Origin of the sequence: Streptomyces sp. NPDC059009, assembly GCF_042740175.1 — a bacterium.
Lineage (GTDB): Bacteria > Actinomycetota > Actinomycetes > Streptomycetales > Streptomycetaceae > Streptomyces.
In genome coordinates, this window is record NZ_JBHYJB010000042.1 from 75,014 (window position 1) to 100,388 (window position 25,375).

22 protein-coding genes are annotated in these 25,375 nt (G+C 71.2%); 14 read left to right on the forward strand and 8 right to left on the reverse strand.

The genetic code is table 11. The annotated features are described in order from the left end of the window. Positions 1–135: 135 nt before the first annotated feature. The 4 genes from ACFWYM_RS34380 to adhE all read left to right on the forward strand — a co-directional run bounded on the left by ACFWYM_RS34380 (position 136) and on the right by adhE (position 6,374). Entirely contained in the window at positions 136–1,041 is a 906-nt protein-coding gene (locus ACFWYM_RS34380; protein WP_384846253.1) for a S1 family peptidase, read from the forward strand. 172 nt (positions 1,042–1,213) lie between these two features. Further along, positions 1,214–2,125: a slipin family protein gene (locus ACFWYM_RS34385; protein WP_384846255.1), complete on the forward strand. Its 912-nt coding sequence runs from the start codon at positions 1,214–1,216 to the stop codon at positions 2,123–2,125. Between the two features lie 278 nt (positions 2,126–2,403). Beyond that, the gene (locus ACFWYM_RS34390; RefSeq protein WP_384846257.1) at positions 2,404–3,486 is read left to right on the forward strand and encodes a S1 family peptidase; all 1,083 of its coding nucleotides are present in this window, start codon (positions 2,404–2,406) and stop codon (positions 3,484–3,486) included. Between the two features lie 272 nt (positions 3,487–3,758). Further along, complete coding sequence (gene adhE / locus ACFWYM_RS34395; protein ID WP_384846259.1) at positions 3,759–6,374, forward strand: bifunctional acetaldehyde-CoA/alcohol dehydrogenase; 2,616 nt, start codon at positions 3,759–3,761, stop codon at positions 6,372–6,374. 46 nt (positions 6,375–6,420) lie between these two features. Here the strand turns inward: adhE and ACFWYM_RS34400 are convergent, their stop codons facing one another. Together ACFWYM_RS34400 and ACFWYM_RS34405 are read right to left on the reverse strand one after the other, a co-directional pair. Next, positions 6,421–7,569, reverse strand: a complete 1,149-nt coding sequence (locus ACFWYM_RS34400) for an AAA family ATPase (protein WP_384846261.1) — start codon at positions 7,567–7,569, stop codon at positions 6,421–6,423. 77 nt (positions 7,570–7,646) lie between these two features. Beyond that, positions 7,647–8,309, reverse strand: coding sequence for an acetate uptake transporter (locus tag ACFWYM_RS34405; RefSeq protein WP_384846263.1), 663 nt, complete (start codon positions 8,307–8,309; stop codon positions 7,647–7,649). A 154-nt stretch (positions 8,310–8,463) separates the two neighbouring features. Between ACFWYM_RS34405 and ACFWYM_RS34410 the strand changes: the two genes are divergently transcribed. The 3 genes from ACFWYM_RS34410 (at position 8,464) to ACFWYM_RS34420 (ending at position 13,951) form a co-directional block, all read left to right on the forward strand. Then, complete coding sequence (locus ACFWYM_RS34410) at positions 8,464–11,925, forward strand: DNA polymerase III subunit alpha (RefSeq protein WP_384846265.1); 3,462 nt, start codon at positions 8,464–8,466, stop codon at positions 11,923–11,925. Then, positions 11,922–12,896, forward strand: coding sequence for a hypothetical protein (locus ACFWYM_RS34415; protein WP_384846267.1), 975 nt, complete (start codon positions 11,922–11,924; stop codon positions 12,894–12,896). Before ACFWYM_RS34410 ends, ACFWYM_RS34415 begins: the two co-directional genes overlap by 4 nt. A 182-nt stretch (positions 12,897–13,078) precedes the next feature. After that, on the forward strand, positions 13,079–13,951 hold the full coding sequence (locus ACFWYM_RS34420) for an esterase/lipase family protein (RefSeq protein WP_384846269.1): 873 nt from the start codon (positions 13,079–13,081) through the stop codon (positions 13,949–13,951). Between the two features lie 40 nt (positions 13,952–13,991). Here ACFWYM_RS34420 and ACFWYM_RS34425 read toward each other — a convergent pair whose 3' ends face one another. Next, positions 13,992–15,008 carry a lytic polysaccharide monooxygenase gene (locus tag ACFWYM_RS34425; RefSeq protein ID WP_384846271.1) on the reverse strand — a complete coding sequence of 339 codons (1,017 nt, stop codon included), beginning with the start codon at positions 15,006–15,008 and terminating at the stop codon, positions 13,992–13,994. A gap of 203 nt (positions 15,009–15,211) precedes the next feature. Next, positions 15,212–15,898, reverse strand: coding sequence for a response regulator (locus ACFWYM_RS34430; protein ID WP_384846273.1), 687 nt, complete (start codon positions 15,896–15,898; stop codon positions 15,212–15,214). Positions 15,899–16,034: 136 nt separating this feature from the next. Between ACFWYM_RS34430 and ACFWYM_RS34435 the strand changes: the two genes are divergently transcribed. Genes ACFWYM_RS34435 through ACFWYM_RS34450 form a run of 4 tightly spaced genes read left to right on the forward strand, consistent with a single transcriptional unit; the run spans position 16,035 to position 19,534 of the window. After that, the gene (locus tag ACFWYM_RS34435; RefSeq protein WP_384846275.1) at positions 16,035–17,018 is read left to right on the forward strand and encodes a Bug family tripartite tricarboxylate transporter substrate binding protein; all 984 of its coding nucleotides are present in this window, start codon (positions 16,035–16,037) and stop codon (positions 17,016–17,018) included. Beyond that, positions 17,015–17,554, forward strand: a complete 540-nt coding sequence (locus tag ACFWYM_RS34440; protein ID WP_384846277.1) for a tripartite tricarboxylate transporter TctB family protein — start codon at positions 17,015–17,017, stop codon at positions 17,552–17,554. Before ACFWYM_RS34435 ends, ACFWYM_RS34440 begins: the two co-directional genes overlap by 4 nt. Before the next feature lie 4 nt (positions 17,555–17,558). Further along, positions 17,559–19,067 carry a tripartite tricarboxylate transporter permease gene (locus ACFWYM_RS34445; RefSeq protein ID WP_384846279.1) on the forward strand — a complete coding sequence of 503 codons (1,509 nt, stop codon included), beginning with the start codon at positions 17,559–17,561 and terminating at the stop codon, positions 19,065–19,067. A 5-nt stretch (positions 19,068–19,072) separates the two neighbouring features. Continuing rightward, entirely contained in the window at positions 19,073–19,534 is a 462-nt protein-coding gene (locus tag ACFWYM_RS34450) for a GNAT family N-acetyltransferase (protein ID WP_384846302.1), read from the forward strand. 33 nt (positions 19,535–19,567) lie between these two features. On the opposite strand, the gene ACFWYM_RS34455 is transcribed toward ACFWYM_RS34450, so the two are convergent. Further along, positions 19,568–19,720, reverse strand: a complete 153-nt coding sequence (locus ACFWYM_RS34455; RefSeq protein ID WP_384846281.1) for a hypothetical protein — start codon at positions 19,718–19,720, stop codon at positions 19,568–19,570. A gap of 109 nt (positions 19,721–19,829) precedes the next feature. On the opposite strand from ACFWYM_RS34455, the gene ACFWYM_RS34460 reads away from it, so the two are divergent. After that, positions 19,830–20,465 carry a class I SAM-dependent methyltransferase gene (locus ACFWYM_RS34460; RefSeq protein WP_384846283.1) on the forward strand — a complete coding sequence of 212 codons (636 nt, stop codon included), beginning with the start codon at positions 19,830–19,832 and terminating at the stop codon, positions 20,463–20,465. Here ACFWYM_RS34460 and ACFWYM_RS34465 read toward each other — a convergent pair. After that, positions 20,445–20,951, reverse strand: a complete 507-nt coding sequence (locus ACFWYM_RS34465) for a DUF402 domain-containing protein (RefSeq protein WP_384846304.1) — start codon at positions 20,949–20,951, stop codon at positions 20,445–20,447. The two genes, ACFWYM_RS34460 and ACFWYM_RS34465, sit on opposite strands and share 21 nt — an antisense overlap. 19 nt (positions 20,952–20,970) lie before the next feature. Then, positions 20,971–21,900, reverse strand: coding sequence for a GNAT family N-acetyltransferase (locus ACFWYM_RS34470; RefSeq protein WP_384846285.1), 930 nt, complete (start codon positions 21,898–21,900; stop codon positions 20,971–20,973). Positions 21,901–22,152: 252 nt separating this feature from the next. Here ACFWYM_RS34470 and ACFWYM_RS34475 point away from each other — a divergent pair, with 252 nt between their 5' ends. Then, on the forward strand, positions 22,153–22,536 hold the full coding sequence (locus tag ACFWYM_RS34475) for a GntR family transcriptional regulator (protein ID WP_384846287.1): 384 nt from the start codon (positions 22,153–22,155) through the stop codon (positions 22,534–22,536). Positions 22,537–22,551: 15 nt separating this feature from the next. Here the strand turns inward: ACFWYM_RS34475 and ACFWYM_RS34480 are convergent, their stop codons facing one another. Further along, complete coding sequence (locus ACFWYM_RS34480) at positions 22,552–23,646, reverse strand: DUF5925 domain-containing protein (protein WP_384846290.1); 1,095 nt, start codon at positions 23,644–23,646, stop codon at positions 22,552–22,554. 171 nt (positions 23,647–23,817) lie between these two features. Between ACFWYM_RS34480 and ACFWYM_RS34485 the strand changes: the two genes are divergently transcribed. Next, positions 23,818–25,239 carry a xylan 1,4-beta-xylosidase gene (locus ACFWYM_RS34485; RefSeq protein WP_384846292.1) on the forward strand — a complete coding sequence of 474 codons (1,422 nt, stop codon included), beginning with the start codon at positions 23,818–23,820 and terminating at the stop codon, positions 25,237–25,239. The last annotated feature ends 136 nt before the right edge of the window (positions 25,240–25,375 follow it).

A 25,375-nucleotide genomic window follows, 5' to 3' on the forward strand; every position in this document is an offset into this window, starting at 1 on the left:
CTCCGCTCCCCGAATACTCCCGAGAAGCGCTTGTCAGGAGCACAACGCGTCCGGAATCCGGACCGGCTCTTCGGCTGCGCCTCACGGGCCTGTGGCCAACGCGGGCCCCCTGACTTCCCCTCGGGAGGAACGACAGTGAGGATCAAGCGCACCACCCCCCGCAGCGGCATAGCGAGACGCACCCGACTCCTCGCCGCCGCCACCGGACTCGTCGCCACCGCCGCCGTCGTCGTTCCCGCCGCCACCAGCGCGGCCGACGACAGCGCCCGGACCTTCAGCACCGCCCAGCTGAGCACGGCGAGCGACGCCGTCCGCGGCGCCGACGTCGCGGGCACCGCCTGGGGTGTCGACGCGAAGACCAAGAAGCTCGTCGTCACCGTCGACAGCACGGTCTCCCAGGCCGAGATCGCCAGGCTGAAGAGTGCCGCGGGCGCCAACGCGGACGCCCTCAAGATCGAGCGCACCCCGGGCACCTTCAAGAAGCTGATCTCCGGCGGCGACGCCATCTACGCCTCCAGCTGGCGCTGCTCGCTGGGCTTCAACGTGCGCAAGGGGGACACCTATTACTTCGTCACCGCGGGGCACTGCACCGACGGTGCGGGCACCTGGTGGTCCAACTCCGCGCACTCCAGCACGATCGGCTCCACCGCGGGCTCCAGCTTCCCGGGCAACGACTACGGCCTGGTGAAGTACTCCGGCTCGGTGAGCCACCCGGGCACCGTGGGCAACCAGGACATCACCAGCGCGGGCAACCCGACCGTCAACCAGTCGGTCACCCGGCGCGGCTCCACCACCGGCACGCACAGCGGCAGGGTGACCGCGCTCAACCAGACCGTCAACTACGGCGGCGGCGACGTCGTCTCCGGTCTGATCAAGACCACCGTCTGCGCCGAACCGGGCGACAGCGGCGGCCCGTTGTACTCCGGCACCAAGGCCATCGGCCTCACCTCCGGCGGCAGCGGCAACTGCACGTCGGGCGGCACGACGTTCTTCCAGCCGGTCGTGGAGGCGCTCAACGCGTACGGCGTGAGCGTCTACTGACCCCCGTACGACCCGCCTGACCGCAGCCAGCAGCAGGGGAGCCCCCGTCCGGACGCCGGACGGGGGCTCTCGCCGTGCGGGCGGTGCCCGACGCCCCCTTTGACGGCTCCCGTCGCGGAGTTACCTTCGAAGGACACACCCAACACGCCCAATTCGGACCCTGGGGGCCGGCATGGTCGAGGAGTTGGTGACGGTGGCGGTGGCCGCCGGGTCGGTCGCGGCGGTCTACGGACTCGCGGCGGCACGCGTCGTCAAACAGTACGAACGGGGTGTGGTGCTCCGCCTCGGCAGGCTCCAGAAGCATGTGCGCGGGCCCGGGTTCACCATGATCGTGCCCTTCGTCGACCGGCTCCGTAAGGTCAACATGCAGATCGTGACGATGCCCGTGCCCGCACAGGACGGCATCACGCGCGACAACGTGACGGTGCGGGTGGACGCCGTCATCTACTTCAAGGTGGTGGACGCCGCCGAGGCCGTCGTGCAGGTCGAGGACTACCGCTTCGCGGTCTCGCAGATGGCGCAGACCTCGCTGCGGTCCATCATCGGCAAGAGCGACCTCGACGATCTGCTCTCCAACCGCGAAAAGCTCAACCAGGGCCTGGAGTTGATGATCGACAGCCCGGCCATCGGCTGGGGCGTGCAGATCGACCGGGTCGAGATCAAGGACGTGTCGCTGCCGGAGACCATGAAGCGGTCCATGGCGCGGCAGGCCGAGGCGGACCGGGAGCGCCGGGCCCGGGTCATCAACGCGGACGCCGAACTGCAGGCGTCCAAGAAGCTCTCCGAGGCGGCCCAGCAGATGGCGGAGACGCCGTCCGCGCTCCAACTCCGGCTGCTGCAGACCGTGGTGGCGGTCGCCGCCGAGAAGAACTCGACGCTCGTGCTGCCCTTCCCGGTGGAGCTCCTCCGGTTCCTTGAGCGGGCGCAGGGCGGGACGGCGCCGGATCCGGAGCCGCCCCCCGCGGTCGCGAAGAGGGACCCCGAGGAGCTCACCGACCCCACCGCACGGCTGGAATCCGGAATGAATGATTCGGATCCGGGTGATGCGGAGGCCCGGAGAGCGTCGAGAACCGGACAGGACTAGTCCTCACCCGTTGCTGACCACCCCCTCGCTCGCGGTGTTTGCAGCGGGAACCGACGTGGTGCGACCCGGGTGCGGCAACGCGCCGGGGGCGCACGCGCGTTGTCGTGCGCGCGTCCTGAAGTAGACCTTGTGTGCTACCGGATGGCCTCGGAATAGTGGGCCGCGCCCTTTTGGCATGGACGCGGTTACTTACCGTGCGCCGACTCCGTGCCCGTACGCCTTCAGGCCCCGCGGTCCCCACACCGAAAGGTCTGAATCCCCCCACAGGAGGACGTGAGTTGAAGCACCGACGCATACCCAAGCGGCGTGCCGCCGTGGCAGGCGCGGGCATCGCCGCGCTGGTCGCCGCGGGAATCACCTTCCAGACTGCGAACGCGAGCGAGGACGCACCCACCCCCACCCCCGACATCCTCTCGGCGGCCAAGGCCGGAAACCTCGCCTCGACCCTGGGCAAGGACCTCGGCGTGGACGCCGCGGGAACGTACTACGACGCCCAGGCCAAGCACCTCGTCGTGAACGTGCTCAGCAAGGACGCGGCGAAGACCGTCGAGGGAGCGGGCGCCAAGGCGAGACTCGTCCAGAACTCGCTCGCCGAGCTGAAGAGCGCGCGCTCCACCCTCGACCGGAAGGCCGCCGTGCCCGGCACGATGTGGGCGATGGACCCGGCGACCAACAAGGTGGTCGTCACGGCCGACCGCACCGTCAAGGGCGCCGGGCTCGACAAGCTGAACACGGTCATGAAGACCCTGGGCGGCAAGGTCGAACTGAAGCGCAGCAAGGGCGAGTTCAAACCCTTCATCGCGGGCGGCGACGCGATCTGGGGGAGCGGCTCCCGCTGCTCGCTCGGCTTCAACGTCGTCAAGGACGGCCAGCCGTACTTCCTGACCGCGGGCCACTGCGGCAACGCGGTCAAGAGCTGGTCGGACTCGCAGGGCGGCTCGGAGATCGCGACCACGGAGGACTCCAAGTTCCCGGGTGACGACTACGCCCTCGTGAAGTACACGGGCGACACGGCGCACCCGAGCGAGGTCAACCTCTACGGCGGCGGCAACCAGAAGATCACCGGAGCCGCCGAGGCCACGGTCGGCGAGAAGGTGCAGCGCAGCGGCTCCACCACGCAGGTCCACGACGGCACGGTCAAGGCGCTCAACGCCACCGTGAACTACCAGGAGGGCCAGGTCGACGGCCTGATCCAGACCGACGTCTGCGCCGAGCCCGGCGACAGCGGCGGCGCCCTCTTCGACGGCGAGAAGGCGCTCGGCCTGACCTCGGGCGGCAGCGGCGACTGCTCCGGCGGCGGGGAGACCTTCTTCCAGCCGGTGCCGGAGGCGCTGAGCGCGTACGGAGCGGAGATCGGCTGACCCTTCTCCGAAAGGGCCAGTAATGCTTGTGTCCCGCCCCGGCCGACGCCGGGGCGGGACTTTTTCGAAATTCTTGTGAAAGTTTTCACAAGCTCGCAAGGGACTTTGGGCCTTGCGAATCAGTGCAGGTCAGAGTGGGTTTATTGAAGGCGTTCTTGATCTTGAAGGGACCTATTGCCCCCAGGGTGAGGCCCTTTTCGGCGCCTTCGTCGTAGCGATTAGGTGTCGAATTGAGACATCGGAGAAAAGGTCTCAATGAAGGAGTTCCTGCCATGCAGGCCAACGAGATGGTGGACGGGCTCGTCGAGGGGGCGCTGACCGCGCTCGGGCAGTTCGAGTCGTACGACCAGGAGCAGGTCGACCACATCGTCAAGAAGGCTTCCCTCGCGGCCCTGAGCCAGCACGGCGAGCTGGCGCAGCAGGCGGTCGAGGAGACCGGCCGCGGCCTCTTCGAGGACAAGGCCGTCAAGAACCTCTTCGCCTGTGAGCACGTCGTCAACTCGATGCGCGGCCTGAAGACGGCCGGCGTCATCGCCCGCGACGAGCTCAACGGCATCACCGAGATCGCCGAACCGGTGGGCGTCGTCTGCGCGATGACCCCGGTCACCAACCCGACCTCGACCACCATCTTCAAGGCGCTCATCGCCCTGAAGACCCGCAACCCCATCATCTTCGCCTTCCACCCGAGCGCCCAGAAGTGCTCGGCGGAGGCTGCCCGCATCGTGCGCGACGCGGCCGTCGCGGCCGGTGCCCCCGCGAACTGCGTGCAGTGGGTCGAGGAGCCCTCCATGGAGGCGACCGGGCTGCTCATGAACCACGAGGGTGTCTCCACGATCCTCGCGACCGGCGGCAACGCGATGGTCCGCGCCGCCTACTCCTGCGGCAAGCCGGCCCTCGGCGTCGGCGCGGGCAACGTCCCCGCCTATGTCGCCAAGGACGCCAAGCTGCAGCGCGCCATCCACGACATCGTGCTCTCCAAGGCGTTCGACAACGGCATGATCTGCGCCTCCGAGCAGGCCGTCATCCTCGACCAGGAGGTGTACGAGGAGGGGCTCGCCGAGTTCCAGCGGCTCGGCGCCCACGTGCTCAGCGCGGCCGAGAAGACCAAGCTGGAGGAGTTCGTCTTCGGCACCACCGCGTTCGCCAACAACTGCTCCGGCGCCAAGCTGAACGCCTCCGTCGTCGGCAAGTCCCCGCAGTGGATCGCCGAGCAGGCCGGCTTCGAGGTCCCCGAGAACACCTCGATCCTGCTCGCCGAGTGCGCCGAGGTCGGCGAGGGCGAGCCGCTCACCCGCGAGAAGCTCTCCCCTATCCTGGCCGCCCTGAAGGCCGAGTCGACCGAGGACGGCATCGAACTGGCCGCGCAGATGGTCGAGTTCCACGGCCTCGGCCACTCCGCCGCCATCCACACCGAGGACGAGGAGCTCGCCGAGCGGTTCGGCAAGCGCGTCAAGGCGATCCGCGTCATCGTCAACTCGCCCTCCACCTTCGGCGGCATCGGCGACGTCTACAACGCCTTCCTGCCCTCCCTGACCCTGGGCTGCGGCTCCTACGGCCACAACTCCGTCTCGAACAACGTCTCCGCGGTCAACCTCATCAACGTCAAGCGAATCGGGCGGCGCAACAACAACATGCAGTGGTACAAGGTTCCGTCGAAGATCTACTTCGAGAAGAACTCCATCCGCTACCTCGGTGAGATGGCCGACGTGCACCGCGTCACCGTCGTCACCGACAAGACCATGGGCCAGATCGGCTTCGTGCAGAAGGTCACCGACATCCTCAACTCCCGCCAGGAGCCGGTCACCATCCAGGTCATCGACACCGTCGAGCCCAACCCGGAGCTCGCCACCGTCGAGGCGGGCGCCGCCCAGATGCGGGACTTCGAGCCCGACACCATCGTCGCCCTCGGCGGCGGCTCCCCGATGGACGCGGCCAAGATCATGTGGCTGATGTACGAGCACCCGGAGATCGCGTTCGGGGACACGAAGGAGAAGTTCTTCGACATCCGCAAGCGCGCCTACAAGTTCCCCTCGCTCGGCGAGAAGGCCAAGCTGGTCGCCATCCCGACGACGTCGGGCACCGGCTCCGAGGTCACCCCGTTCGCGGTCATCTCCGACCCGGCCGCCGCCCAGAAGTACCCCCTCGCCGACTACGCGCTGACCCCGTCCGTCGCCATCGTCGACCCGGTGCTTCCGCTGAACCTCCCGGCCACCGTCACCGCCGACTCCGGCTTCGACGCCCTGACCCACGCCACGGAGGCGTATGTCTCGGCCTACTCGAACGACTTCACCGACGGCCAGTGCCTCCAGGCCATCAAGCTGATCTTCGAGAACCTGGAGACCTGTGTGACGCAGGGCGGCAAGGCGCCCGAGGCCCGCGAGAAGATGCACAACGCCTCGACCATCGCGGGCATGGCCTTCGCCAACGCCTTCCTCGGCCTGGTGCACGCCATGGCGCACACCCTGGGCAACACCTTCCACGTCGCCCACGGCCGCACCAACGCGCTGCTCCTGCCGCACGTCATCCGGCACAACGGCACCGTCTCGCACAAGGCCACCCCGTGGCCGAAGGCCGAGGTCTACCGGGCCCCGGAGCGCTTCCAGGAGATCGCCCGCATGCTGGGCCTGAAGGCCGACACCCCCGAGCAGGCCGTCGAGTCCTACGCCCGCGCCGTCGAGGAGCTGCGCGACCGCTGCGGCATCCCGGCCTCCTTCCAGGCCGAGGGCGTCGACGAGGCCGCTTTCATCGAGGCCCTGCCGCAGCAGGCCATGAACGCCTACGCCGACCAGTGCGCGCCCGCCAACCCGCGGATGCCGATGATCGACGACATGAAGCAGCTGATGAAGCAGGCGTACTACGGGAACCAGGAGGGCACGCCCGCCGTGTGACCCTGACAGCTGACCGAGTGGCCGCCCCGTCCGACGGGGCGGCCACTCAGCGTTGGGGCCAGTACCAGAGGGGCTCGTCCAGCATGCTCTCCCGGCCCGCCACCTCCGTCCGGCCCGACTCCTTGACCAGCTCGATGGAGTTGACGTCGACGCGGTGGCGGGAGGCGCCCTTGGCGACCGCGTCCGCCAGCGCCTGGGCGTGCGTCACCAGGACGACCTGGGTGTCCTTCGTCGCGGCGACGATCAGCTCCGCGAGGGGGCGCAGGAGGTCGGGGTGGAGGCTGGTCTCCGGCTCGTTCAGGACGAGGAGCGAGGGGGGCCGGGGGGTGAGGAGCGCCGCGGCCCACAGCAGGTAGCGCAGGGTGCCGTCGGACAGCTCGGCAGGGCCCAGCGGGCGGAGCAGGCCGCGCTGGCTGAGCTGGATCTCGAACCGGCCTCCGTTGTCCGCGATGCGTACCTGGCTGCCCGGGAAGGCGTCGTCCACGGCCGCGTCGAGTGCCGCGTCGTCGCCGATCTCGCGGATGGTCTGGAGTGCGGCGGCCAGGTCGGCGCCGTCATGGTCGAGGACCGGGGTGCGGGTGCCGACGCGGGCGGCGCGCGCGGGGGCGTCGGCGTCGGTGCGCACATGGTCGTAGAACCGCCAGGAGCGGATCAGCTCGCGCAGCCGGAGCAGGTCGGGGGCGAGCTGCGGGTCGGCGAACTCGCTGAGCATGCTGTCGTACGGCCGGATGCCCTGGGTGCGGTGCCAGCCGCCGTCGGCCGTCCGTGTGCGCACCGCGGGGCCCGCGCGGTCGCAGAGCAGCGCGGCGGTGCGCAGGACCGGTCCCGCCCAGGTGGACTCGCGCTTGATCTCCGGGTCGAGCTGGAACATGGACGGCTCGCCGTTCGGCCCCGAGCCGCTGGACTGGGGGAGGCCGAAGTCGACCGCGTACCCGAACTCGTCGCCCGCGAAGCCGAGGCGGAGCCCGGTCGGCTCGGCGGTCTTCCGGCCCGCCCACAGCACCGAGGGAAGCCCGCCCTCCCGCGCGAGAGCCGGCACCGCGCCGCCGCGCGCCGACTCGGCGAGCAGCCGCAGCGAGCGGTACAGGCTGGACTTCCCCGTGCCGTTCGCCCCCGTGACCACGTTCAGCCGGTCCAGGGGGACGATCAGTTTGCGCAGGGAGCGGTAGTTCTCGACGGCGAGTGTGCGGATCATGCGTTCCACCCTCGCACCCGGGTCTGACAGTGGCCCCGAGGAGCGGTCGGCCGGGGGCGGCCCCGGTCAGTCCTCGGTCAGTCCTCCGGCTTGACGTCCGGCGCGTCCGGCGCCAGGAAGCGGCCCATCGGCAGCACCGGGCGGCCCCAGGTGCTCGCCATCACCTGGCCCGCGAGCAGATACAGCGCCCCGGCCGTCGCGCCGAGCCCGAACCAGCCCGCGATCCGGTTCCAGCCCACGGCCCCGGTGAAGCCGTTGCAGGTCATCGCCACGAAGACCACCAGGACGCAGGTGAAGGTGAGCAGCAGGGCCAGGTGGATGCGGAAGCTCGCCAGCCACAGGACGAAGACCACGAAGACCCAGGGCAGCGTGAACAGGGCCATCGTGTCGCCGCGCAGCGCGGGGTCGAGGCCCGGCAGCACCCACTGGAGCATCAGCGCCTTCGCCATCCAGAAGAGCCCGAAGCCGCCGAAGACCGTGGCGTGCCAGGTGTCACCGCGCTGTGCCTGGAAGAGCCCGGCGAGCAGCTGGGCCAGGCCGCCGATGAAGAAGCCGACCATCGGCACCACCGAGTCGAGCAGCTTCTCGGGGAAGACCCCGGCGTCGATGCCGGTGGCGATCATCGTGACGACGATGAAGCCGGTGAGCCCGAGCGGACCCAGCTGGGCCTGGGCGGTGGGCTCCATGCGCTTCACGGAGACGGCCTGCGCCGCGGGCCCGGTGCGGTGGAGGAGGTTCATGCCCCCACGCTCCGGCCCCGGGCCCCGGAACGCAGTCGGGGGGAGCGCGGTGAGGGCCGAACGAGTGGCCCTTCGCACGGATCGTACGCGTGTTCGAAAGTTGGTCTATGGTGGAGAGGGGAGCAGGAAAAAGGACAGGTTTGAGGAGGTGCGTGTGCCCGGGTTCACGCATCTGCACACGGCGTCCGGCTACTCCCTGCGGTACGGCGCCTCCCACCCCGAGCGGCTCGCCGAGCGCGCCGGGGAGCGCGGCATGGACGCCCTCGCCCTCACCGACCGGGACACCCTGGCCGGAGCGGTCCGGTTCGCCAAAGCCTGCGCGAAGGCCGGGGTGCGGCCGCTGTTCGGGGTGGAGCTCGCGGTGACGGAGCCGGTCCCGGAGAAGGACCCCGGGACCGGGCGGCGGCGGGCCCCCGTGCGCGGCGGTGCCTTCATCGACGAGTCGACCCCGCGCGTCACCTTCCTCGCCCGCGACGGCGCCCGCGGCTGGGCCTCCCTCGCCCGCCTGGTCACCACCGCCCACGAGGGCGGCGAGGAGCGGCCCCGGCTGTCCTGGGCCGACCACTACGGGGACGGTCTGACCGTGCTGCTCGGCCCCGACTCCGATGTGGGCCGCGCCCTGGCCGCGGGCCGCCCCGACAAGGCCGCCCGCCTGCTGCGCCCCTGGCGCGAGAGCTACGGCGACGCGCTGCGCCTGGAGGCCGTGCACCACGGCCGCAAGGGCACCGGGCCCGGCTCGCTCCGGCTCGCCGCGCGCACCGTCGGCTTCGCCGCCGACCAGGGCGTACGGCCCGTCCTGAGCAACGCCGTCCGCTACGCCGACCAGGGCCAGGGCCCCGTCGCCGACGTCCTGGACGCCGCGCGCCGCCTGGTGCCCATCGACCCGTCCGGTCAACTCGACGGCGGGGAGCGGTGGTTGAAGGACCCGGGCGCCATGCTGCGGGACGCCGAGCGGATCGTCGAGGCGGCCGGGTACCGGCGTGACACCGCGTACCGCCTCGTCGAACAGACCCAGGCGGCCGCCGCCGAGTGCCTGGTCGACCCCGAGGACGACCTCGGCATCGGCTCGGTGCGCTTCCCCGAGCCGCACCTCGTCGGCGCCGGGCGCCGCACCGCGCAGCGCGTCCTCGCCTCGCGGGCGGCGGCGGGCATGGTGCTGCGCGGCTACGACCGGCGCACCGACGCCCGCGCCTACTGGGAGCGGATGCACGACGAGCTGGCCGTCATCGACCACCACGGCTTCGCCTCCTACTTCCTGACCGTGGCCCAAGTCGTCGACGACGTACGGGAGCTGGGCATCCGGGTCGCCGCGCGCGGCTCGGGCGCCGGCTCCCTCGTCAACCACCTCATCGGCATCGCGCACGCCGACCCCGTCGCGCACGGGCTGCTGATGGAGCGCTTCCTGTCCACCCGCCGCCTGGTCCTGCCGGACATCGACATCGACGTGGAGTCGGCCCGCCGCCTGGAGGTCTACCGCGCGATCATCCGCCGGTTCGGCACCCGGCGGGTGGCCACGGTCGCGATGCCCGAGACCTACCGGGTCCGCCATGCCGTACGGGACGTGGGCGCGGCCCTCTCCATGGACCCGGCCGACATCGACCGGATCGCCAAGTCCTTCCCGCACATCCGCGCCTGCGACGCCCGCGCGGCGCTGGCGGAGCTGCCCGAACTCAGGTCCCTGGCAGGGGAGATGGACCGGTACGGGAAGCTGTGGGAGCTGGTCGAGGCGCTGGACGCGCTGCCGCGCGGGGTCGCCATGCACCCGTGCGGGGTGCTGCTCTCGGACGCCTCGCTCCTCTCCCGTACGCCGGTCGTGCCGACCAGCGGCGAGGGCCTCCCCATGTCGCAGTTCGACAAGGAGGACGTGGAGGACCTCGGCCTGCTCAAGCTCGACGTCCTCGGGGTGCGGATGCAGTCGGCGATGGCGCACGCGGTGGCGGAGACCGAGCGGGCCACGGGGGAGCGAATCGACCTGGACGCCGTGCCCGAGGGCGACCCGGCGACCTATCGACTCATCAGGTCCACCGAGACGTTGGGCTGCTTCCAGATCGAGTCGCCGGGCCAGCGGGACCTGGTCGGACGGCTCCAGCCGGAGACCTTCGGCGACCTGGTGGTGGACATCTCCCTGTTCCGGCCCGGCCCGGTCGCGGCCGACATGGTGCGGCCGTTCATCGAGGCGCGGCACGGGCGCGCGCCGGTGCGCCATCCGCACCCGGACCTGGCGGGCCCGCTGGCACAGACCTACGGGGTCGTGGTCTTCCACGAGCAGATCATCGAGATGGTGGACATCATGACCGGCTGCGGGCGCGGCGAGGCGGACCGGGTGCGCAGGGGCCTGTCCGACCCCGGGTCCCAGGGGCGGATCCGCTTCTGGTTCGCCCAGCACGCGGCCGCGCGCGGCTACAACGCCGAGACGATCCGGCGGACTTGGGAGATCATCGAAGCCTTCGGCTCGTACGGCTTCTGCAAGGCGCACGCCGTGGCCTTCGCCGTGCCGACGTACCAGTCGGCCTGGCTGAAGGCGCACCACCCGGCGGCCTTCTACGCGGGGCTGCTCACCCACGACCCCGGGATGTACCCGAAGCGGCTGCTGCTCGCGGACGCGCGGCGGCGGGGGGTGCCGGTGCTGCCGCTGGACGTGAACCGGTCCGCGGTCGCTCATCAGATCGAACTGGTGTCTGATAAAGAGCGAGGAGGTCGGGATATATGGGGCGTACGGCTTGCGCTCAGTGATGTGCACGGCATCAGCACGGCCGAGGCGGCGCGGATCGCGGCCGGGCGGCCGTACTCCTCACTGCTCGACTTCTGGGAGCGGGCACGGCCCGGGCGGCCGCTCGCACAGCGCCTCGCCCAGGTCGGCGCGCTCGACGCGTTCGGCGCCAACCGCCGTGATCTGCAACTGCACTTGACGGAGCTGCAGCGCGGCTCCCGGGCCGCGCACGGCGCGCAACTGCCGCTGTCCGGCGGGCGGCAGACCGCCTCCGCCGGGCTGCCCGACCTCGACGACGCGGAACGGCTCAGCGCCGAGCTGGGCGTCCTGTCCATGGACGCCTCCCGCAACCTGATGGACGACCACCGGGAGTTCCTGGAGGAGTTGGGCGTGCTGACGGCGCGGCGCCTGCGGGAGGCCGAGCACGGGGCGACCGTCCTGGTCGCGGGCGCCAAGGCGGCCACGCAGACACCGCCCATCCGGTCCGGGAAGCGGGTCATCTTCACGACCCTCGACGACGGCACAGGGCTGGTCGACCTGGCCTTCTTCGACGACGCGCACGAACGCTGCGCGCACACCGTCTTCCACTCCTGGCTGCTGCTCGTCCGCGGGGTGGTGCAGCGCCGCGGCCCGCGCAGCCTCAGCGTGGTGGGCGCGGCGGCGTGGAACCTGGCGGAACTGGTGGAGCTGCGGGCGCAGGGCGGACTCGACGCGGTCGCGGGGCGGCTGGCGGAGCCCGAGCCGCCCGAGAGGGAGACGGAGGAGGGTGCCCTCGAGGAGGAGGGGCGGCGCATCCGGATGGGGACGGGGTACGAGATGCATCCGTGGGCGGATCTGCGTCCGGCGGGTGAAGGGGCGGCCGGGGGAAGGAAGTTGTGGCATCAGAGTCCGGGGAGCGCGGGATGAGTGTGCTGTATGTGCGGTTCTCGGGGCTGCCGGACGGGGCGGACGTGTTCCCCCGACTCCTCGGTCTGCTCGGCGAGTTCACGCCCGTCGTGGAGGCCCTGCCGCCCGACGCGGCCCTCGCGGACCTGGGCGGGGCCGCGCGGTACTTCGGCCGGGACGCCGTGCAGCTCGCCGCGCTGGTCCGGGTGCGGGCGCTCGCCCTGTACGGGGTGGAGTGCGCGATCGGGTGCGGGCCGGGGCCGATGCTGGCGCGGATGGCGGCACGGGGCGCCGTGCCCGGCGTGACCCGGGTGGTGGGCGAGGAGCCGGACGCCGTACGGGAGTTCCTCGACCGGGTGCCGGTCGTCGAGCTGCCCGGGGTGGGCCGGGCGACCGCCCGCACGCTGTGCGCGTACGGGCTCGACTCCCTCGGCAAGGTGGCCGCCGCCCCGCTGTCCACGCTGCAGCGGCTCACCACCGCGAAGCTGGGGCGCGAGCTGCACGAGCGGGCGCGCGGGATCGACCGGGGGCGGGTGGTGCCGAACGCCGCCGCGCGCTCCCTCGCCGTCGAACGGCCCTTCCCGCGCGACGAGTTGGATCCCTTCCGGCATCGTCGCGCGCTGCTCTCCGGCGCGGAGGAGCTGGGCATCCGGCTGCGGGGCGGGGGGCAGGTGTGCCGCTCGCTGACCCTGACGGTGCGGTACGCGGACCGGTCCACCACCACGCGTACGCGGGCGCTGGCCGAGCCCAGCGGGGCCTCGGGGGCGCTGACCGAGGCGGCGTACCGGATGTATGAGGGGCTGGGGCTGCAGCGGGCGCGGGTGCGGGGGGTCGCCCTCCGTGCGGAGGGGCTCCTTCCTGTCGAACGTGCCGCTCGACAGCTGTCGTTGGACCCCGTGAGCGAGCGGGACCGGGCTCTTGAGGCGGTGGCCGACAGGGCGCGGGAGCGGTTCGGGGTGGGGGCGGTTGTCCGGGGCACCCTTGCTGCTTAGGGCCACCTGGTGGGTGGGGTGCCCTGTCGGGGGCTCCGCCCCCGGACCCCCGTATCGGCCTGGACGGCCTCGTCCTCAAACGCCGGACGGGCTTTGAGGGGTCACCTCTCTTCACTTCTCCACTACTCGCGCGTACACAGGGCGGGCCCAGCTCAACTCCCTTGAGCCGCAAGGAGATCACGATGCTGCCCTGGAGACGAGCGCTCCGTGCGCTCGCTGCCACCCTCCTCGTCACCGGCGCCGCCACCACCCTCGCCCCGGCCCCCGCGCACGCCGACAGCGCGAACGCGGACGCGGCCGCCCCGTCGAGCGGGTGGAACGACTACCGCTGCAAGCCGTCCGCCGCACACCCCCGGCCCGTCGTCCTGGTGCACGGGACCTTCGGGAACTCCGTCGACAACTGGCTCGCCCTCGCGCCCTACTTGGTGCAGCGCGGGTACTGCGTCTTCTCCCTCGACTACGGGCAGCTGCCCGGCGTCCCGCTCTTCAACGGGCTCGGCCCCATCGACAAGTCGGCCGGACAGCTCGACGCCTTCGTCGACAAGGTGCTCGGCGCGACCGGCGCCGCGGAGGCCGACCTCGTCGGGCACTCGCAGGGCGGCATGATGCCCCGGTACTACCTGAAGTTCCTCGGGGGCGCCGCGAAGGTGAACGCCCTCGTCGGGATCGCGCCCGACAACCACGGGACCACGCTCAGCGGGCTCGCCAACCTGCTGCCCTACTTCCCGGGCGCCGAGGACCTGTTGACGCTCGCCACCCCGGGGCTCGCCGACCAGGTCGCGGGGTCCGCGTTCCTGACGAAGCTCAACGCGGGCGGGGACACCGTGCCCGGGGTGCGGTACACGGTCATCGCCACGAAGTACGACGAGGTCGTCACCCCGTACCGGAGCCAGTTCCTGGACGGGCCCGACGTGAAGAACGTGCTGGTGCAGGACCTGTGCCCGGTCGACCTCTCCGAGCATGTGGCCATCGGGCTCGGAGACCGGGTCGCGTACCACGAGGTGTCCAACGCCCTTGATCCCGCACGCGCGACGCCCACCACCTGCACCTCGTAGACACGCGGTACAGGTGGTGGGCGTCAGCGGGCGTCAGGACTCAGCGGCCGTGGCGGCCGGCCGCGCGGCGGCGCACCGAGCCGAACATCGCCGCGGCGCCGAGCGCGAGGGCGGCGGCACCGCCGATCGCGATGTACGGGGTGTTGCTGTCGCCACCGGTCTCCGCGAGGTTCTCGTTCGCGCCCTCGCCCGCGGCCTTGACGGGCTTGTCGGCGCCGCCGTTGACCTCCGGCTGGTTGTCGCCCGAGGCGGCGTCGTCGCCGGCGGGGGCCGGGGCGGCCTCGGTGGCGTCGGCGCCCGTGTGGGCGTTGGCGTCGCCGTGGCCGTGGTGCTCGACGGTGGACTTGTCGGCGCCGTCCGCGATCTCCTTCTCGGAGGGGGCGGAGGCGGCCGGGGCCGGGGCGCTCGCCGAGCCGCCGCTGTCCTTGCCGAACGTCACGTCCGAGCAGGTGTAGAACGCCTCGGGGGAGTCCGAGCGCTGCCAGATCGAGTAGATCAGGTGGCGGCCGGAGCGCGAGGGGATCTTGCCGTCGAAGACGTAGTCGCCGTTCTCCATCTTCGGGTCGGTGACCTTGAGGAACGGCTTCGACTCCAGGTCCGACCACTTCAGCGGCTTCGACGGGTCGTAGCCGGCCTTCGTGATGAACAGCTCGAAGGAGCCCTTGTGCGGGGCGGTGCCCTTGTAGCGGAAGGTGTGGTTCCCCGACTTCAGCGCGGTGGACGGCCAGTCGGCGCGCGGCAGGTCCAGGCCCTTGTACTTGTCGTTGCCCGCGCTGCACAGCTTGCCGTCGGGGATGATCTCCTTCGACTTGCCCGCGGCGTTGGCGATGTTCACCGCGTTCCAGTCGTAGAACGCCTGGGCACCGCTGGCCGCGACGGCGGCCTTGCAGGCGGCCGACTTCGGGGAGTCCGGGCCCTCCGCGTAGCAGGCGGAGACGCGGCTCACCGGGTCCGTCATCGAACCGTGCGCGGCGGCCGGGGAGGCGGCCAGGGCGGTGAGGGCGAGCGGGGCGATGCCGGTGGCGGCGATCGCGGCGACCTTGCGGCGAGAGGCCATGGGTGGTTCTCCGATCAGCGGTTCAACGTTGGGGGCGACGAGAAAGCTAGCCCCTCGAAATCGCGAAATCGCCTGCTGGGAGCCCGTGATGGAGATCCTTATGGTCGCTTTAAGGGAGCGCTCAGGCTGTACTCAGGTCGCGTCCAAGATGCCCGATTCCGGAGCCCGCGGGATGCCCGATTCGGAGCCTTGCCCGGGAGGGCTCAGCCCACCCAGCGGTAGCGGCGCTCCGGGCGCCCCGTGCCCCCGTACCGGAGCGTGACCTCCGCCCGGCCCGTGTCCGTGAAGAACTCCAGATAGCGGCGGGCGCTGACGCGGGAGAGGGTGCCCGCCGAGGCGCACTCCGTGGCGGAGAGGCCGTCGGGGTGGGCGCGCAGGGTGCGTTCCACCAGGTCTGCCGTGTGGGGAGCGAGGCCCTTGGGGAGCTCCCGTGAACCCGGTGGGCGGGCGCCGAAGATCTGGTCGACGTCCTCCTGGCGGGCCTCGTCGAGGTTGTCGAGGCGGGCGCGCAGGGCCGCCACGTGCCTCAACTGCTCCTGCAGGGCCGCCTGGTTGAAGGGCTTGATGAGGTAGTGCAGGGCGCCCGCCCGCAGCGCGGCGCGGATGATCTCCGCGTCCCGGGCCGCCGTGATGAACAGCGCGTCCACCGGCGTCCGGGACGGATCGCGCTCCTCCGCGGCGCGCAGTTCCCGCAGGACGCCGATGCCGTCCATGTCGGGCAGATACACGTCGAGCAGCACCAGATCGGGGCGGACCGCCTCCGCCGCGCGCAGGGCCTGGGCGCCGCTGTGCGCCACGCCCGCCACCACGAATCCGTCCATCGCGGACACGTACCGGCTGTGCAGCTTGGCGACCATGAAGTCGTCGTCCACGACCAGCACCTTTGTCACTGGCGCAGCGTAGGTGCGCGGTCCCCGTGACCACAACGGCCACAACGTTCCTTAAGCGCGGAAGGGAGACAGCCCGTTAACGCGTGGGCAACATGTGGGCCACCTCACAGAAGCCGAGAAACAGGTGGTGGCACACGTGCGACCGCGCACACCCCTCGCCCTGCTCGGGGCCGCGCTCCTCGTGCTCGTGGCGCCGCCGCTGCTCACCACGGGCAGCGGCGCCGACACCGGCACCCAGATCCCGGGCCTGCGCCTCATGGTCCCCAACACCCCCGGCGGCGGCTACGACATCACCGCCCGCACCGCGGCGAAGAACGCCGAGGACGCCGGACTCACCCACAACATCGAGGTGTTCAACCTCCCCGGCGCCGGCGGCACCGTCGGCCTCACCCGGCTCGTCGGCGAGCACGGCAACGGCAGGCTCGCCATGTCCATGGGGCTCGGAGTGGTGGGCGCCGCGCGCTCCAACCACGCGCCCAAGACCCTCGCCGACACCACGCCCATCGCCCGGCTCACCGAGGAGCCGGACGTCGTGGTGGTCGCCAAGGACTCCCCGTACAAGAACATCCGGCAGCTCGTCGACGCCTGGAAGGAGCGGCCCGGGAAGCTGCCGGTGGGCGGCGGCTCCTCGCCGGGCGGGCCCGACCACCTCGCGCCCATGCTGATGGCGCGCGCCGCCGGGATCGAGCCGAAGAAGGTCAACTACGTTCCCTTCGACGGGGGCGGGGAGCTTCTTGCCTCCATCCTCGGGAACAAGGTCGCCTTCGGGGTGTCGGGAGTCGGTGAGTATCTCGATCAGATCAAGGCCGGTGAGCTGCGGCTGCTCGCCGTCACCGGGCCGAAGCGGGTCAAGGGACTCGACGGGCCGACCCTCAAGGAGTCCGGCTACGACGTCGACTTCACCAACTGGCGCGGCATCGTGGCCCCGCCCGGCCTGACCGACGCCCAGCGCGCCAAGCTCACCGGGCTCGTCAGGAAACTGCACGCCTCCAAGGAGTGGCGCGCCTCCCTGAAGAAGAACGGCTGGCAGGACGCGTACCTGAGCGGCGCGGAGTTCGGCGACTTCCTCGACGCCCAGGACCGGCGCGTGGTGTCCGTACTGAAGGAGCTGGGGCTGTGAACACGACGACCAAGGAAGCCCCCGCTCAACAAGAGGGGTCCCGGCGCGGCTGGCTGCGCGAGCACTCCGAACTCGGCGTCTGCGTGCTGCTGTTGGCGCTCGGTGCCCTCGTCCTCACCGACGCGCTCACCATGGACGTCGAGATCACCCAGCGCGGGCCCGTCGGGCCGAAGACCGTGCCCGTGGTCGTCGGCATCGGTCTCCTTGTCGTCGCGGTCCTCCTTGCCGTCGACGTGCTGCGGGGAGGACGCGGCGAGGCCGAGGGCGGTGAGGACATCGACCTGTCCGAGCCCGCCGACTGGCGCACCGTGCTGCTGCTCGCCGGGGTCTTCCTGGCCACCGCCGTCCTCATCGAGCCGCTCGGCTTCCCCGTCGCGGGCGCGCTGCTCTTCTGGGGCGCCGCCTACGCCTTGGGGAGCCGGCACCTCGACCGGGACCCGCTGATCGCGGCCGGGCTCTCCGTGGCCACCTTCTTCGTCTTCGACAACCTGCTCGGGGTGCCGCTGCCGGGCGGGCCCCTGATGGGAGTGCTGTGACGCCATGAACTCCTTCAACTCCCTGATGGACGGCTTCGGTACCGCCCTCACCCCCGTCAACCTCCTCTGGGCCGCCGTCGGCGTGCTCCTCGGCACCGCCATCGGCGTACTGCCCGGCATCGGCCCCGCCATGGCCGTCGCGCTGCTCCTGCCGGTGACCTACGGGCTCGAACCCACCGGCGCGTTCATCATGTTCGCGGGCATCTACTACGGGGCGATGTTCGGCGGCTCCACGACCTCCATCCTGCTCAACACCCCGGGCGAGTCCGCCGCCGTGGTCGCCGCCATGGAGGGCAACCCGATGGCCAAGTCGGGCCGCGGGGCACAGGCGTTGGCGGCCGCCGCCATCGGCCACTTCGCGGGCGGCATGATCGGCACGGTGCTCCTGGTGGCGCTCGCGCCCAAGGTCGCCTCGCTCGCCGTCGACATCGGGGCGCCGGACTACTTCGCCATCATGGTGCTCGCGTTCATCGCGGTGACGTCGGTGCTCGGTTCGTCGCGGATACGAGGGCTCGCCTCGCTGCTGATCGGGCTGACCATCGGCCTGGTGGGCCTCGACCAGATGACCGGCCAACAGCGGCTCACCTTCGGCTCGTTGCAGCTCGCCGACGGCATCGACGTCGTCATCGTCGCGGTCGGGCTCTTCGCGATCGGCGAGGCCCTGTGGGTCGCCGCGCACCTGCGGCGCACCGGCGGCGAGGCCATTCCCGTGGGCCGCCCCTGGCTCGGCAGGCAGGACGTGCAGCGCACCTGGAAGTCCTGGCTGCGCGGCCCGCTGATCGGCTTCCCGTTCGGGGCGATCCCGGCGGGCGGCGCGGAGATCCCCACCTTCTTGTCGTACGTCACCGAGAAGCGGCTCTCCAAGCACAAGGAGGAGTGGGGCAAGGGCGCGATCGAGGGCGTGGCGGGACCGGAGTCGGCGTCCTCGGCGTCCGCGGCCGGAACGCTCGTGTCGATGCTGACACTTGGCCTCCCCACCACCGCCGTGGCGGCCGTGATGCTCGCCGCCTTCCAGCAGTACGGCATCCAGCCGGGCCCGCTCCTGTTCGAGCGCGAACCCGACCTGGTCTGGGGCCTGATCGCGTCCCTCTTCGTCGGCATGATCCTGCTCCTGGCCCTGAACCTCCCCCTGGCCCCGGTCTGGGCGAAGCTCCTGCGCATCCCGCGGCCCTACCTGTACGCGGGCATCCTCTTCTTCGCGGCGGTCGGCGCCTACGCGGTGGGCGGCGAGGCCCTGGACCTGGTGATCCTCCTGATCATCGGCCTGATCGGCTTCGGCATGCGGCGCTACGGGCTCCCGGTGCTGCCCGCCGTGATCGGCGTGATCCTCGGCCCCAACGCGGAACAGCAGCTGCGCCGCGCCCTGCAGATCAGCGACGGCAGCGTCAGCGGACTCGTGGACACCCCGTTCTCCGTGACGGTCTACGCGGTGATCGCGCTCATCGTGGTGTGGCCGTTGGTGCGCAAGCTGGTGGTGCGCGGGAGGCGCCGTGGCGTAGACGTAGAGGCATGAGTGACCTGACCGCTGAAGACATCCGGCTCGCCACCGCCGCCGACGTGCCCGCGGTGTCGGCCCTGATCGACGCCGCGTTCCGCCCCTACATCGCCCGCATCGGGCTCGTCCCCGCCCCGATGGAACGGGACCACGCGGCGGACGTGGCGGCGGGCCGGGTGTATGTGACCGGTGACCCGGTCATCGGCGTCCTGGTCCTGCTCCCGCACGAGGACCACCTCTACCTGGACACCATCGCCGTCCACCCCGACGCCCACGGGCGCGGGGTGGGCCGCGCGCTGCTGCACTTCGTCGACCGCCATGCGCACGGGCTCGGCCTGCCGGAGGTGCGGCTGCTCACCAACGCGCTGATGTGGGAGAACCAGAAGATCTATCCCCGGTACGGCTACGAGCTGGTGGAGCGCAGGGTGACAGGCCCCTACGACCGCCTGCACTACCGCAAGAGGCTGCCGGGGCCGGTCAGTTGAGGTTTCCCCGTCCGGAGCTCCCGCACGGCCGTCTCACCCGTCGGGCCACCAGGTCCGCTGGATGTCGCGGCGCACTTCCGGGCGCGGTCTGGCCCGCTCCTCGGTGTCCCGCTCCCGCTCGTCCCGCACCCGGCGGCTGCGGGTCTCGGACTTCACCACCGGCTTCTGCATGGTCATACGGCGCATGGCTGCCTCCTTGTACCTACGGGTTTCCCTGGTGGCAAGGCTGTAGACCTGTGCGGGGATGCTTTCTCATCGGAGGCCCGTTGTCAGTGGCGGGTGTCACGATCGGGGCATGGCAATCGAGATGACCGCGATCAGCACGGTGAACTGGGACGACGAGGCCGAGACCTTCGACGACGAGCCGGACCACGGCCTGCGCGCCCCGGAAATCCGCACGGCCTGGGCCGCCCGCCTCACGAGCTGGCTCCCGCCCACCTCCGCCACGGTCCTGGACCTGGGGTGCGGCACGGGCAGCCTCGCGCTCCTCGCCGCCGAGCGCGGCCACCGCGTCACGGCGGTCGACCTGGCGCCGAAGATGGTGGCCCGGGCCCGCGAGAAGTTCGCGGCGGCGGGCCGGGAGGCGGAGCTCCTGGTCGGCGACGCGGCCGCGCCCCCGGTGCCGGACCGCACCTTCGACGTCGTCCTCGCCCGTCACGTCCTGTGGATGCTCCCTGACCCAGAGGCAGCAATCCGCCACTGGTGCACCCTGCTCCGCCCCGGCGGCCGCCTGATCCTCATCGAGGGCGTCTGGGGCACGCTGAGCCCGGCGGGCATCGAGGCCCAGCGGGTGACGAGGGCCCTGGCACCGCTGGCCACGGAGCTCAGGGTCGAGCGCCTCTCGGACGACCCGGCGCTGTGGGGGAGAGCGGTCGAGGACGAGCGGTATGCGGTGCTCGGGGTGCGGGCGTCAACTGACGGGGACGGGTAGGCCCGTTGTCCTGGCCAGGTGTTCCAGGGTGTCCAGGGCCCGGAGGGCCGCCTTCGCCGCCGCGGGGTCCGTCGTGCGCAGGGCGCTTTCCTCGAACTCGTCCTCGTCCAGGCGGATCACCTCGGTGCGGTCCGCCGAGCACCACAGGTCCAGGTCCAGGTCTTCCACCGAGAGGCGGGTGCCGTGCAGGGCCGCGGGGCGGGTGATGTCGCAGTACCAGCCCTTCAGGGTGCCGTCGGCCGCGCGGATCTCCTTCACCGAGTACCAGCGGTCGCGCCAGTAGTGCTCCGTGAAGACGTCGCCCGGCTCGAAGCGCACGAAGCCGAAGTCGCGGACCTTGTCCTCGTACACCCATGGCGCCTGGACCGTGATGCGGGTGCCGTCGTCGTGGAGGAGGCTCGCCGGGTAACTCACCTTCTCGCGGCCTGATTTGAGGAGGGTGACCTCGATCGTCGGCGTGCTCGGCGTGCTCGGCGTGGTCGACATGGTCGTCATCGGCGGTTCCTCAGGTGAGCTGGTGGACATGGCGTACCTCCGTCGCGCAGATCTCGTAGCCGAACCAGTGGTTGATCGCCAGCATCGGCTCGTTGCCGGCGTCGTTGCCCGTGAACGCCTCCGTGCAGCCGGCCGCGCGGGCGCGGTGCAGCGAGTCGTTCTTGGCGAGCTTCGCCAGGCCGCGGCCCCGGTAGGCGCGGGCGGTGCCCGTCATGCCGGTCGAGTAGCGCGTGCCGTCGTCCGTCCGGGCCACGCTGAACGCGACGGGGCGGCCGTCCGCCACGGCCACCGTGGTGAGTTCGTGGTTCTGGAGCGGGTGGTGCCAGGTCTCGGCCAGCCACTGCGCGTAGTCCGTGAACTCCGTGGGGATGTCGCCCGGTTCGTCCGCGACGGTCTCCGCGTCCAGGTCGAACAGGGGGCGCGGGTCGTCCGCGTAGTCCGCCGCCGTGCGCAGTTCCACGCCGGGGGGCGGCGGGGTCAGGGGAGGGAGCGTGCCCGTTGCCAGGTCGAGGCGGAGGAAGTGGGCGGGGCGGCGGGCCTCGTAGCCGCGGGCCGCCGCGAAGGCCAGGTTCTCCGGGGTCTCCAGGACCCAGGAGTAGACGGACGTCGCGCCCTCTCTCGCCAAGTGCTCCTCGGCCGTACGGAGGGTCAGCGAGCCCGCGCCCAGGCCGCGGTGGTCCGGGTGGACGTAGACGTTGGCGAAGCCGAGGCCCGGCTCGGGGCTGTCGTGGGCGAGGCCCACCTGGGCCGTGCCGATGACCTGGCCCTCGTGCTCGGCCACCAGGAGGCGGTGGCGGGCGTGGGGGTGTGCGTGGGCTGCGTCGAACGCCACGGAGGCGGCGGTCGAGAGCATCGCGGGGAGGGTGGCTCGGCGGACGTGGGCGAATGCCTCGGCGTCCGACGGGTTGGTGAGGTCCAGGTCGCGGACGAGCACTGTCATGGGGTCGCACGGTACGGGCGCGTGGGGGTGGGCGCCTCTTGTTTTTTCTTCCCCGATCCCGCCCCTTCCCGAATCCGGCGACTCCGTCGCCCCTGGGGTGCCCTTCCTGGGGCTTTGCCCCTAGACCCCCTTTCGGCCTGGACGGCCTCGTCCTCAAACGCCGGACGGGCTGAAGGGGGCGCCGGACGGACTGAAGGGGGCGTCGGATGGCTGGAGGGGGCCGGCTGATGGCTTCAGTGGGAGACTCTCCCCGTGACCTTGAAGATCGATATCGATGGCCGGGGCGGGGGCGCCGCGCCCTATGAGCAGATTCGGGCCCAGATCGCCGAGCAGGCCCGCTCCGGCGTGCTGCCCGTCGGGTACAAGCTGCCCACCGTCCGCGGCTTCGCCGAGTCGCTCGGGCTTGCCGCGAACACCGTGGCCAAGGCGTACCGGGCCCTCGAGGCGGACGGCGTCATCGAGACGCGCGGGCGCAACGGGACCTTCGTCGCCGCCGCGGGGGACGCGGCGGCGAAGGGCGCGGCCGACGAGGCGCAGGCGTTCGCCGAGCGGGTCCGGCGGCTCGGGCTGTCCGAGGAGGACGCCCTGGCCGCCGTACGGGATGCGCTGCGTGCCGCCTACGGGGACTCCGGCTGAACGCGACGGGGCCGCCTACAGGTACAGCCCCGCGTCCGCGCCCTCCCGCGGGTCCGGGACCGACGTCGGGCCCGAGCCCCTGCGCAGCGCGAACAGCTCCGCCAGGGTGGCGCCCTCGCGGCTCACGCCCTCCTCGCGGCCCAGCCAGTTCACCGACTCCGTGCGCGTCAGCGGTCCCACCTCGATGCGGGCCAGACAGCGGCCGGGGCGGACCACGGCGGGGTGGAGGCGCTCCAGGTCCTCGTTGGTCGTGACCCCGACCAGGACGTTGCGGCCCTGGCCGAGCAGCCCGTCCGTCAGGTTCAGCAACCGGGAGAGCGCTTGGCCCGCCGTGTGCTTGGCCTCGCCGCGGATCAGCTCGTCGCAGTCCTCCAGGAGCAGCAGCCGCCAGCGGCCCTTCGCCGAGCCGTCGTCCTCGCCGATCGCGATGTCCATCAGATAGCCGACGTCCGAGAAGAGGCGCTCCGGGTCCAGGACGCAGTCGACCTGGCACCAGTCGCGCCAGGAGCGGGCGAGCGTGCGCAGCGCCGACGTCTTGCCCGTGCCGGGCGGGCCGTGCAGGAGGAGCAGGCGGCCCGAGATGTCCTCGGGCGCCGTCTTCATCAGCTTGTCCATCGCGTCGGCCACCGGCGCCGTGTAGTTCTCCCGCACCTCCTCCCATGTGCCCGCCGAGATCTGCCGGGTGGTGCGGTGCGGGCCGCGGCGCGGCGACACGTACCAGAACCCCATCGTCACGTTCTCCGGCTGGGGTTCGGGCTCGTCCTGCGCGCCGTCCGTCGCCTGCTTGACGACCGACTCGGCGAGCTCCGCCGTGGTCGCCGTGGCCGTCACGTCCGCGCCCCTGTTCCAGCGGGAGACGAGCAGTGTCCAGCCGTCGCCCTCGGCGAGCGTGGCGCTGCGGTCGTCGTCGCGGGCGGCGCGCAGCACCCGCGCGTCCTTGGGGAGCAGCGTGGAGCCGGACTTGACCCGGTCGATGTTGACGCTGTGCGAGAACGGCTGCTCCCCGGAGGCGAAGCGGCCGAGGAACAGCGCGTCCACGACGTCCGAGGGCGAGTCGCTGTCGTCGACGTTGAGCCGGATCGGCAGGGCGTCCTGAGGGTTCGCAGACATGCCGCCATGATCCGGCACCCATGCGTCTCGTGCATCCACATTCTGCAGTGCGTCCCGGATCGTGGGATCTGTCCGGGCTTGGGGGCACCTCACGCCGGGTCCGTGCGTCGTTACCGAGCTGTCGCGCGGAACCTGTGCCACCGCCAACTCACGCCGTTACGCTTGCCCTTGATGGGACGTCATGGGTGGAAATCGGGAGCAGGTCGGTGGCGCCTCACCGCACTGCTCGGCGTTGGTGTGGCCGCACTGGCCCTGATCCTCACCGTCATCACCACACTGCCCGAGGGCAAGGGGGACACCACCGGAACCACGCGTGACGGCGACAAGGTGCACGGCACCCCCGAGGTCCCCGGAAAGACCGGCCCCGACGTGGGCTGGGGCTTCACGCACACCCGGTACAGCGCCGACCAGGGAGAGGACGGGGCCACCAAGAAGGTCGAGTCGCTGCTCTCCGACAAGAAGCGGTCCGTCCCGCAGAACCAGCACATCATGGGCTGGGGCGCGGGCAACCCCGAGCCGGTGAAGGGGCGTTACGACTTCTCCGAGCTGGACAGCCGCATCGACTTCATCCGCAGGACCGACGGCACGCCGGTCATCACCCTGTGCTGCTCCCCGGACTGGATGAAGGGCGGCAAGCCCGGCGCCGACAACACCGACTGGAGCAAGGGCGCTCTGGAGACGGCCCCCGAACCCGAGCACTACAAGGACTTCGCGAAGCTCGCCGGGACGATCGCGCGACGCTACCCGGACGTCAAGCACTTCATCGTGTGGAACGAGTTCAAGGGCTTCTGGAGCAACGAGAAGGGGCGCTGGGACTACGAGGGGTACACGGAGCTCTACAACCTCGTCTACAAGGAGCTCAAGAAGGTCGACAAGGACATCATGGTGGGCGGGCCCTACCTGGTGATGGACAGCGTCGACCCGCGCGACACCGAGGAGTCCTCGGACACCCTCAAGGGCCCCTGGGGGCGCGTCGACCAGCGGATCATCGACGCCTTCGACTACTGGAACAAGAACAAGGCGGGCGCCGACTTCGTGGTCGTGGACGGCTCCAGCTACACCCGTGACGACGACATGATCCCGGACGAGTTCGGGGCCACGGACAAGTTCACGGCCGTGAGCCGGTGGGTGCGGAAGCAGACCGGAGGGCTGCCGTTGTGGTGGGCCGAGTACTACGTGGAGCCCGGGGACAGCAACGACGACCGGGACGGGTGGGCCGAGCGGCATCGGGTCGCCGTGCAGGCGTCGGGGATGATCGCGATGGCCAAGGGCGGGGTGAGCAGCGGGTTCTACTGGAATCCGCAGAACAGGGGGCGGGCGTGTGCGGGGTGTCTGTGGAGCTCCACGCAACTCGGTGACGGGGGGCGGGAGTTGCCCATGCTGGAGCTTGTGGAGCGGTTCGGGGATGCGTTTTCGCCCGGGACAAGGTTTCAGCGGGTGTCCGTCGCGGCCGATGACCGGCCCAATGTGAAGGTGCTCGCTGATGGGGAGGATCTTCTTGTGGTGAACACGCTTGATCGGACCATCAGTGCGAAGGTGGACGGGAAGCGGTTCGACATGGCGGGGTATGAGGTGAAGTGGCTGCGGAGGTAGGGCGCCGCCTCGCCTCCGGCGGCTTCTTCCCCAATCCCGCCCCTTCCCGAATCAGCCGACTCCGTCGGCCCTGGGGCACCCGATATCGCCCTAAGGGCTCGTCCTCAAACGCCGGACGGGCTGAGTGGTTCCAGCC